Here is a 9,193-nt window from a genome sequence, read left to right as displayed (position 1 = left end):
GGGGTTACGCCCCCGCAGACCTTGGGAATGCTCCTGGTATTGAAAGCCGGATTGCCCGGGTCTTCTCGCTCCGGAGAATATACCAGGAATACATCCCGGCCGGTCTTGAATCCCGCCGCCTCGATACGCGGCCTTAGTTCTTCATCAGTAGTGCCGGGATATGTGGTGGACTCCAGGGAGACCACTTGCCCGGGTCGCATAGCCGGAAGCACTTCTTCCAGGGAGTTTACAACAAAGGACAGGTCCGGCTCGCGGTGCCTGTCCAGGGGGGTGGGCACACAAAGAATCAGGGCGTCTGCCTCACCGGCCCGGCTAAAATCAGTGGTGGCCTGGAATCGCCCCTGCTGCACTCCCTCCTGCAAAGGCTCTGAAGGAATATGCCTGATAAAGCTTTCCCCCTTCATGAGCCTGTTCACTTTATGCGGATCAATATCCAGCCCCAGTACGCTGTATCCCACTGCCAGGTAGCGCAGGGCCAGGGGCAGTCCCACATAGCCCAGTCCGATTATTCCTATCCTGGCTTCACCTGAATCAAGCTTATGAACCAAGGTATCCTTCATACCGCCCCCTGTAGTCCGCAAAGTTGAAGGTGAACGAAAAAATCAAGGGCAGCAGGAAGATACTGCCCGACATCAGGAGAAGCTACTTAACATGAAGAAGACCAATGCAAAAGAAAAAAATAACGAGCACCCGGCCCGACTTTGCCTACCCCTGTAAGACCTGGCGAAAAAAGATACGCCTGCAAAAAGACTTTCTACAGGCGTATCAAAGCATGCATTTGAGCATAAGATTTTGCTTTATCTTCCAGGCATCTTGATTTCCCTCTTTTTCCAGAGTTCCATCTCCTGCATTTTTTTTCGCCTTTCCCTGGCCAGGGATTTGGCCACCAGGGACTGATTCTTTTTATAACCCCATTTCTCCTTGTACTCTTCAGGGGTCATGTCGTGCTTGGCAAGATGCTTCTTGGTGATAACCTTGAAAGACTTGCCGCACTCTAAGCAGATAATACTCTTCTCCCGGATGGCCTTCTTGGGATCCACTGCTGGATGCTGTTCTTCGCTTACCTGTTCTTCAGCAGCACCCTGAGAAGCCTTTTGTATCCCTTCAGATAATGACTTGATCATAGAGTTGATCTCTTCTTCAGTCATGTTCCGCACACTGGCCTGGGCTTTAACTATCTCCAGGGCCTGTTTCACATGGTCTTCCATCTTATTCCCTCCTTGCTGATATCAATATTTTTTCAGTTTATTCTGGAGTAAAAATATATAATAACCATCCAGAACTTCAACACATCGTGTCTTTGCTACCAGATCTGACTAAAAACATCAACCCGTCCAGCAATGCTTTGCTGCAAAAAAAACAATCTATTACAATTTTATATTTCATGCGCAATCAAAAAACAACCCCCATTCACCGCAAGACTGCTCTGGAAAAATAACGCACTGAAATAACCCCTGAATCAGGGTTTAACAGATACTGCCGGATTATTAGCACACGGACATAATTATGCGGATTATTGAGTTACGACACCTGTGCCGGAAAAAGGACTTCAGTCTAATGGGAAAAGGCACTGGAAGGAAAAAAGACAGGTCAAAATAAATGGTCAGGCATAGGGGTTATTCTTCAGATCGGTCAGGGTCTCCCTGTATCTTTGCAGTCTGTCCTTTAATTCTTTTTGATCCTGACTGTCTAAGGACTGAAAATAACCAGGGCTGTTGTACTTTTCCTCAAGTCTTTGGACTTCTTGTTCAAAATAGCTGATATCTTTTCTGTATCTCAGCTTTTTTTTGATATTAAAGTATATCCCGCTTAAGTAATAGACAACAAAAAAGGTGATAATCAAAACTATTGAAATATAAAACAGGTAGGTCAGCATAGAGAACTCTGAACGCGGGCCGTGCTTAGTGATTACGGGTTATGAATTTAAGGAAGAAGGTTCACGGATCAACCATAAAAATGTGCCGGCATAAACTCGAAACCCAGACAGTTGAAACTTGCTTCCATGACAGTCAACTCTTTGACTCTTCTATCTGCCAGACCTCCTGCCACGCGCCTCGCGTGGTTCGCGTGGTCCGCGCGACCGGACTGACTTTTTGCAGAGGCATCCATTGAACGTCCTGCTCACTTCGCATTTCAATCAACTTCAAAAAAACAAAAAAAAGGCCGGGATAAATCCCGGCCTTTGCTTTTTTGATGGCGGGGCCGACGAGACTCGAACTCGCGGCCTCCGGCGTGACAGGCCGGCGTTATAACCAGCTTAACTACGGCCCCGCATATGGTGGGCGGAACAGGGCTCGAACCTGTGACCCCCGGCTTGTAAGGCCGATGCTCTCCCAACTGAGCTATCCGCCCCGTGAAGTAAATTATTTAAACTTTGCAGTTTGCGTTGTCAACACATTTTTTATCAATTTTCATAATTTCATTTACTTTCCCCACCACCCCCTGAAACACTGTCTCCGGAAGGGCCTGGGCATCAAGGACCACGATTTTCTCCTTTTTCCGGGAAGCCAGTTCCAGGTAGCCCTGCCTGACTCTCACGTGAAACTCCAGGGCCTCGGCTTCAAAGCGGCCCTCGGAACTGGTGAGGTTTTTCTCCATGTTTCTGCCAAGGGCCCGGCGCAGACCTGTTTCCGGGGGCAGGTCAAGGAGAAAGGTAATATCGGGTACAGTGCCGTCAACTGCCATAATGTTCATTTCCTGCAGGGCATCCACCCCCATTTCCCGGCCGTACCCCTGGTAGGCCAGGGTGGAATGGGTAAAACGATCCGAAATGACAATACGGCCGGCTTCCAGTGCGGGACGGATTACCTGGTGCACGTGCTGTGCCCTGTCCGCCAGGTAAAGGAAAAGCTCCGCCTCCCTGGTCAGATCATCGCTTTCCAGGGAAAGAAGCATCCTGCGCAGTTCAACACCGAGCCTGCTTCCACCGGGCTCAAGGGTGACCAGCACACTGTACCCCAGGCCCTCAAGATAATCACGCAGAAGCTCTGTCTGAGTGGACTTGCCGCAGCCCTCTATTCCTTCAAAGGTAATAAACACTGTCCTTCCTTTTTGCCCCCCTGTTCTCTGGGTGATTCCGGCGGCCTGGGGGTTCTGGCCGGCTGAAACACGAACCTGCCCAGTGACCTCTGGTAGTCGGACCAGGTCCCTGCTGATTCTTCAGATTCGTCTCCTCCTGCCAGGGCCTGGTCCAGGGTCTTGATCTTGGCGTCAAGGTTGTCCGCAAAGTGCAGCACAAAAGCTTCCCTGGTCTTGGGCCTTTTGGGGGAGCCGAACTCCAGTTCTCCATGATGGCTGATGATTATATGCTTGAAGTGCATGATGAGATCTTCATCCAGTTCCTTTGCCTTGTCCAGAAAAGGATTTATCATGTCCAGTCCCAGAAATATATGTCCCAGAAGCTTGCCCTGATGGGAGTAATCCCTGCTGGCTCCGGGCAGGATCTCCATAGTCTTGCCCAGGTCGTGCAGCGCTGCAGCGCAGAGCAGGATATCCCGGTCCAGGTCCGGGTAAAGATCGCAGATCTGGTTGCAGATACGGCAGACACTCAGGGTATGCTCCAGAAGACCTCCCATGTAGGCATGATGAATGCTTTTGGCTGCCGGGGCCTTTAAAAGGGGTTCCTTGATTTCTTCCCGGGTCAGAATCTTTTTCACCAGCTTTTTCCACCCCGGATAAGAGACATTCTGCTGCAGAAATAAAATCAGATTCTGGTGGAGTTCTTCTGGAGGTGTGCATGAAACGGGCAGAAAAAGACCCGGATCGGCTTGATCCTGATCAATAAAGTGCATGTCATCAATATTGAGCTGCAACTGGTCACCGAAGACCTGTGACGAGGCACGTATGCGCACCAGCTGCTCCTGAGGGATGTCCTGGAACTGCCGGCTCAGGGGGTTCCAGACCCGGGCCTGGATTTCCCCGGTCCTGTCCTGAAGGGTGAGCTGCCAGTAGGGTCCGTTTCTGGCCTGGGCCTGCCTGGCCCTGATGACCATGAAGGTATCGTCTATCTGCTGGCCGGCCCGGATATCCTGCACAAAATATTTTTTTGTCTGCATGGTGTTGTCAAATTATTTGCATTGGAGTATGGATTGACGCTCGTTTTTAATGATCCCAGGGGATATGAGCCGGGAGCATTATTCCGCCGGCTTTTTCTTCGTCGCCCTGCCTGCAGAGCCGGGACTGCCTGCCGCTGCAGTGATTTTTAAAAAACCCCGATGGCCGTGCCGGGCTCTCAAACAAGCAAACTGAAAAGATATTACAAGGACAGCACTTGATTAACAAGGATAAACTATGACCAGAAAAAAAGGGGAAAGCAAGGTCAAGGTCTTTCTGGACTGGTGCAAAGGGTGCGGCATATGTGCAGCCTTTTGCCCGAACAAAGTCCTGAGCGTGGACAAACAGGGAAAGGTCCGTGTTGACAGGGAAGACGATTGCATCAATTGCGGATTCTGTGAGATCCATTGCCCGGATTTCGCCATTATGGTCTATCCCAAGGATGAACGTACACCCTTTGAGGCCAACATAGACGATGTAGCCCCGGCTACCCGGGAAGAGCTGCATAGAATAAGAAACAGCAACTCCACGTAAACTCTGCAACATATTATAAAGGCAGGTTTTAAATGGCCGCCAGATCGCGTAAAAACAAAACCACTGAAATATTCGCCCTGGGCAACGAGGCTGTGGTGGAAGGCGCTTTGATAGCTGGCTGCACCTTTTATGCAGGCTACCCCATCACCCCTTCCACTGAAATAGCCGAAGAGATGGCCTCCAGGCTGCCTCACCTGCGCGGTGGAGCTTTCATCCAGATGGAGGATGAGATTGCCGGCCTGGGAGCGGTAATCGGAGCATCCCTGGCCGGACGCAAGGCCATGACCGCAACTTCCGGCCCTGGATTTTCCCTTATGCAGGAACATATAGGCTATGCATCAATTACCGAGGTCCCCCTGGTCCTGGTCAATGTCATGCGGGCCGGCCCAAGCACCGGGATGCCCACCAACCCGGCCCAGGGGGATGTGCAGCAGGCCAGGTGGGGCACCCACGGGGATCATCCCATAATTGTTTTGTCCGCAAGTGATGTGCAGGAATGCCTGAGAATGACGGTGACGGCATTTAACTATGCTGAAAAATACCGTACCCCGGTGATCCTTCTCCTGGATGAGATCACCGCTCATACCAGGGAAAAGATCAGCCTGCCGGACCCAGAGGATATAAACATATACACCAGGCTTACCCCCAGCATGCCCCCTGAATGGTACATGCCCTACGAAGACAACATGCGAGGGGTTGCTGCCATGCCTCCTCTTGGGGCGGGTTACCGCTATCATGTTACCGGACTTATCCACGACGATCACGGCTACCCCACTTCCAATCCCAGAGAGGTGGAGCACATAATGCACCGCCTTTTCCGCAAGATAGACCAGTTTTTCTACGACATCCAGATGGTGGATGAGATCCAGTGCCAAGACGCTGAGATTTGCATTATAGCCTACGGGTGCGTGGCCAGATCTGCCGAGCTTGCAGTGCAGCAGGCCCGGGAACGGGGGGTCAGGGCCGGACTGCTCAAGCTCAAGACACTGTTTCCTTTCCCCAGGCCTGCCGTGGAAAAAATGCTGCGGCAATGCAGCAACGTAGTGGTTCCGGAAATGAACATGGGCCAGATGTCGCGCGAGATCAAGCGCGTCAATGCCACGCAGAGCAAGATCATCACCCTGAACCGGGTCGACGGGCAGATCATCACACCCGGACAGATCCTGAGCAAAATACTAAAAGGTTGAAATCATGGCCAAAGTAACCCAGCTGATTCACAATTATCTCAGGCATTCCAAGAGATTTCCCCATGTATTCTGCCCCGGCTGCGGGCACGGCATTGTCCTGGGCTCACTTATCCGCTCCATACATTCCATGGGCCTGGCCAAGGACGACGTGGTCCTGGTGGCCGGAATAGGCTGTTCAGGCAGGATACCTGTTTACGTGGATTTCAACACCATACACACCACCCACGGACGTGCCCTGACCTTTGCCACCGGCATCAAGCTGGCCAATCCCAGGCTCAAGGTCATAGTGATCATGGGCGACGGAGATGCCCTGTCCATCGGAGGCAATCACCTCATCCACGCAGCCAGGCGCAACATAGGAGTCACCGCCCTGGTGCTCAACAACCATATATACGGTATGACCGGAGGGCAGAGCTCCTGCACCACACCTATGGGCAGTTTTTCCACGACCACTCCCTTTGGACAGCTCGAGGACGAATTCGACATATCCCGGGTGACCAAGGTCTGCGGCGCAAGTTTCGTGGCCCGCACTACAGTGATGCAGGCTTCCGCCATGGACTCCATGATCTCTGAAGCGGTCATGCATCCCGGTTTCGGACTTGTAGAAATATTAAGCCCCTGCCATACTCAGTATGGACGCAAAAACAGATTCAAGACCTGTGTGGACATGTACAAATGGCTGCAGAAAAGTTCCACTCCACTGGAGAAATACAGGGAACTGTCCCCGGAAAAACAGGAAAAGGCCATTGCTACAGGCATATTTGAAAAAAGGGACTGCGAAGGGCTGGAAGATAAATACGCCCGCATGCGCAAAAGCCTCAGAGGAGAAAGCTGATGTCAAACGATCTGCATCTGGACAGATTTGAGGTCCGCTTATCCGGCCTGGGCGGCCAGGGCATACTCACCCTGGGCCGCATCATGGGGCAGGCCCTGGCCCTGGATCACGGTTATGAAGTCACCCAGACCCAGAGCTACGGACCGGAAGCCCGTGGAGGAGCCAGCCGATGCGACCTGGTCATAAGCACCGGCAAGATAAGTTACCCCAAGACAATATGCCTGGATCTTCTTGTCTCCCTGAGCCAGGAGGCCTGCAACAAGTATTTCGGAGATCTTAAGACCGAAGGATTTTTGCTGGTGGACACTTCCCTGGTGGGACAGACTCCCACCAATATTTTCTGGGGACTGCCCTTCACCACCATGGCTCAGAAAGTGGGCCTGGTGCAGACCACGAACATCGTGGCCCTGGGCGCTCTGACGCACTTCATCCCATTTATGCGGGCCACTTCTGTACGCAAGAGTCTCAAGGAAATCCTGCCCCAGAAAATCGTGGATATAAATATCAAGGCCTTCAACTCCGGTTTCAACCGGGCCAAAAAAGAGTATCCAGAGGCTCCGGAAAAATGGAAATTCTCTTAACCAACGACGACGGCATACACGCCCTGGGATTGAAGGCACTGTTTACTGCCCTTGCCGGGGCAGGACACAAGGTGCACGTTGTTGCCCCCATGACCGAACAAAGCGCTGTGGGCCACTCCCTGACCATTTTCTCACCCATAAAAGTAAAAAAAATCCGCGAGAACAATTTCAAGGGACTGGGCATCTCCGGCACCCCGGTGGACTGCGTAAAATGGGCCATGCACTTTCACCTCCAGAAGAAGCCGGACCTTATCGTCTCGGGCATAAACAACGGGGCCAACGTAGGTATAGATATCCTCTATTCCGGGACGGTATCCGCCGCCACCGAGGGAGCCCTGGCCGGCGTACCCTCCCTGGCCGTATCCATCGATGATTTCCGCCCCCTGGACCTTTCACACCAGGCCCACTGGGTGCAGGCCTTTATCCAGCGTTTTGACTGGACCAGGCTTCCATATCAAAATGTTTTGAATCTGAATTTTCCCGCCTGTGAAGTACACGAAGCCAGGGGAGTCAGGCTGTGTCCGCAGACCACCGTGGTCTACCGGGATTTTTATCAGCTCCGGGAAGACCCCAGGGGAAATCCTTATTACTGGCTGGGCGGAGAAATTCCCATGCACCGGGTGGACCCTGAAGCCGACCGGGCCCTGCTCAGCGAAAACTATATCACCCTGACCCCGCTTCAGTTTGAACTCACCAATCATGAAGTCATGGATGAGTTGCAAGAGGCCCTCTCATCTGTTAATATACAGCCCTGATTTTCAAATGTAGCTGGATGTTCTGCAGAAGAGCCCCCGGTTTTTTTCCAGAGCCGGCAAATATCCTCTGCATGCAGTGCTATACCTTTTTTCACCCAAGACCCTAAGGAGGACATATGCCCCTGACATCACCCAAAGAAATGTTCGACAAGGCTTATCAGGACGGTTACGCCATCGGCGCCTTCAACGTCAACAACATGGAGATCATCCAGGGAATAATGAAGGCCGGAGAAGCCGAGCAGTCGCCGCTTATTCTCCAGGTATCCGCAGGCGCCCGGAAATATGCCGGACAAAACTACATCATGAAGCTCATGGAGGCCGCCCTCAAGGAATCGGACCTGCCCGTGGTCCTGCATCTGGACCATGGTCAGAACTTCGAGATCTGCCGCGATGTAATAAGCGACGGCTTCACCTCGGTCATGATTGACGGCTCCCATCTGCCCTTTGAGGAAAACATAGCCCTGACAAAGCAGGTTGTGGAATGCGCCCATGGACAGGGAGTATGGGTGGAAGCCGAGCTGGGTCGCCTGGCCGGTGTGGAGGACGAGGTCAGCTCTGCGGAAAACGTCTTCACCGACCCGGATGAAGCGGTGGAATTCGTGGAACGTACCGGCTGCGACTCCCTGGCCATTGCCATAGGCACCAGTCACGGGGCCTACAAGTTCAAGGGCGAACCTACCCTGGACTTTGACCGCCTGGAACAGATCTCATCCAGACTCCCCGGATACCCCCTGGTGCTGCACGGGGCATCCTCGGTACTACCGGAGTTCATCGACATGGCCAACCGTTACGGCGGACAGGTCTCCGACGCCAAAGGCGTTCCAGAGGATTTTCTGCGCCGGGCCGCCAAGTCAGGAGTATGCAAAATCAATATCGACACCGACATCAGGCTGGCCATGACCGCGGTTATCCGCAAATTCTTTCATGAAAAGCCTCAGGAATTCGATCCCCGCAAGTACCTGGGACCGGCCAGGGAAGCAGTGCAGGAAATGGTCCAGCACAAGATAAAAAATGTGCTTGGATCTTCCGGCAAGATTTAACCTCTTCTTCGCGCCTTTTGCGTCTTTGCGTGGGATACTTCTTTCAAGATAAAAAAAGAGGCATCACGCCAAGGCGCTAAGACGCCAAGGAGTAGAGAGAACCTCTTCTTCGCGACTTTGCGTCTTTGCGTGGGATACTTCTTTCAAGATAAAAAAAGAGGCATCACGCCAAGGCGCTAAGACGCCAAGGAGTAGAGAGAACCTCTTC

At 52.5% G+C, this 9,193-nt stretch carries 11 protein-coding genes and 2 tRNA genes; 6 read left to right on the top strand and 7 right to left on the bottom strand.

Translation table 11 applies throughout. From position 1 onward, the window contains the following. The 7 genes from D5S03_RS02940 to D5S03_RS02910 all read right to left on the bottom strand — a co-directional run. Nucleotides 1-560, bottom strand: a 560-nt coding sequence (locus tag D5S03_RS02940; protein WP_287042624.1) for a nucleotide sugar dehydrogenase, incomplete at its 3' end; no start/stop codon positions are given. A gap of 237 nt (nt 561-797) precedes the next feature. Continuing rightward, nucleotides 798-1,208, bottom strand: a complete 411-nt coding sequence (locus D5S03_RS02935; protein WP_008871122.1) for a Ros/MucR family transcriptional regulator — start codon at nt 1,206-1,208, stop codon at nt 798-800. A 395-nt stretch (nt 1,209-1,603) separates the two neighbouring features. Continuing rightward, entirely contained in the window at nt 1,604-1,876 is a 273-nt protein-coding gene (locus tag D5S03_RS02930) for a hypothetical protein (RefSeq protein WP_008871123.1), read from the bottom strand. Between the two features lie 318 nt (nt 1,877-2,194). After that, a tRNA-Asp gene (locus tag D5S03_RS02925) sits at nt 2,195-2,271 on the bottom strand. A gap of 5 nt (nt 2,272-2,276) precedes the next feature. Further along, a tRNA-Val gene (locus D5S03_RS02920) sits at nt 2,277-2,352 on the bottom strand. A gap of 15 nt (nt 2,353-2,367) precedes the next feature. Further along, nucleotides 2,368-3,039, bottom strand: coding sequence for a dTMP kinase (tmk, locus tag D5S03_RS02915; protein WP_287042623.1), 672 nt, complete (start codon nt 3,037-3,039; stop codon nt 2,368-2,370). Next, a complete protein-coding gene (locus tag D5S03_RS02910) occupies nt 3,015-4,055 on the bottom strand; it encodes a 3'-5' exoribonuclease YhaM family protein (protein ID WP_008871126.1) in 1,041 nt (346 codons plus the stop codon). The genes tmk and D5S03_RS02910 overlap by 25 nt, the downstream gene beginning before the upstream one ends. A 235-nt stretch (nt 4,056-4,290) precedes the next feature. Between D5S03_RS02910 and D5S03_RS02905 the strand changes: the two genes are divergently transcribed. From D5S03_RS02905 to fba, 6 genes are all read left to right on the top strand, one after another. Further along, entirely contained in the window at nt 4,291-4,587 is a 297-nt protein-coding gene (locus tag D5S03_RS02905) for a 4Fe-4S dicluster domain-containing protein (RefSeq protein WP_008871127.1), read from the top strand. Nucleotides 4,588-4,619: 32 nt separating this feature from the next. Next, nucleotides 4,620-5,774 (top strand): 2-oxoacid:acceptor oxidoreductase subunit alpha, encoded by a 1,155-nt coding sequence (locus tag D5S03_RS02900; protein WP_008871128.1) that lies wholly within the window; start codon nt 4,620-4,622, stop codon nt 5,772-5,774. 4 nt (nt 5,775-5,778) lie between these two features. Continuing rightward, on the top strand, nt 5,779-6,609 hold the full coding sequence (locus tag D5S03_RS02895) for a 2-oxoacid:ferredoxin oxidoreductase subunit beta (protein WP_008871129.1): 831 nt from the start codon (nt 5,779-5,781) through the stop codon (nt 6,607-6,609). Beyond that, nucleotides 6,609-7,190 (top strand): 2-oxoacid:acceptor oxidoreductase family protein, encoded by a 582-nt coding sequence (locus D5S03_RS02890; protein WP_008871130.1) that lies wholly within the window; start codon nt 6,609-6,611, stop codon nt 7,188-7,190. Before D5S03_RS02895 ends, D5S03_RS02890 begins: the two co-directional genes overlap by 1 nt. Then, nucleotides 7,175-7,945, top strand: a complete 771-nt coding sequence (surE, locus tag D5S03_RS02885) for a 5'/3'-nucleotidase SurE (protein WP_008871131.1) — start codon at nt 7,175-7,177, stop codon at nt 7,943-7,945. Before D5S03_RS02890 ends, surE begins: the two co-directional genes overlap by 16 nt. Nucleotides 7,946-8,061: 116 nt before the next feature. Next, nucleotides 8,062-8,985, top strand: a complete 924-nt coding sequence (fba, locus tag D5S03_RS02880) for a class II fructose-1,6-bisphosphate aldolase (RefSeq protein WP_008871132.1) — start codon at nt 8,062-8,064, stop codon at nt 8,983-8,985. The last annotated feature ends 208 nt before the right edge of the window (nt 8,986-9,193 follow it).

Source organism: Desulfonatronospira sp. MSAO_Bac3 (assembly GCF_003838035.1).
GTDB lineage: Bacteria > Desulfobacterota > Desulfovibrionia > Desulfovibrionales > Desulfonatronovibrionaceae > Desulfonatronospira > Desulfonatronospira thiodismutans.
Note: the sequence above shows the minus strand (reverse complement) of the source record. Positions and strands in the feature narration are given on the sequence as shown.

Excerpts from the sequence above, each read along its gene's own strand:
- fba (WP_008871132.1), top strand. The coding sequence starts at position 8,062 with ATGCCCCTGACATCACCCAAAGAAATGTTCGACAAGGCTTATCAGGAC.
- D5S03_RS02910 (WP_008871126.1), bottom strand. The coding sequence starts at position 4,055 with ATGCAGACAAAAAAATATTTTGTGCAGGATATCCGGGCCGGCCAGCAG.
- surE (WP_008871131.1), top strand. The coding sequence starts at position 7,175 with ATGGAAATTCTCTTAACCAACGACGACGGCATACACGCCCTGGGATTG.
- D5S03_RS02890 (WP_008871130.1), top strand. The coding sequence starts at position 6,609 with ATGTCAAACGATCTGCATCTGGACAGATTTGAGGTCCGCTTATCCGGC.
- D5S03_RS02935 (WP_008871122.1), bottom strand. The coding sequence starts at position 1,208 with ATGGAAGACCATGTGAAACAGGCCCTGGAGATAGTTAAAGCCCAGGCC.
- D5S03_RS02895 (WP_008871129.1), top strand. The coding sequence starts at position 5,779 with ATGGCCAAAGTAACCCAGCTGATTCACAATTATCTCAGGCATTCCAAG.
- D5S03_RS02930 (WP_008871123.1), bottom strand. The coding sequence starts at position 1,876 with ATGCTGACCTACCTGTTTTATATTTCAATAGTTTTGATTATCACCTTT.
- D5S03_RS02905 (WP_008871127.1), top strand. The coding sequence starts at position 4,291 with ATGACCAGAAAAAAAGGGGAAAGCAAGGTCAAGGTCTTTCTGGACTGG.
- D5S03_RS02900 (WP_008871128.1), top strand. The coding sequence starts at position 4,620 with ATGGCCGCCAGATCGCGTAAAAACAAAACCACTGAAATATTCGCCCTG.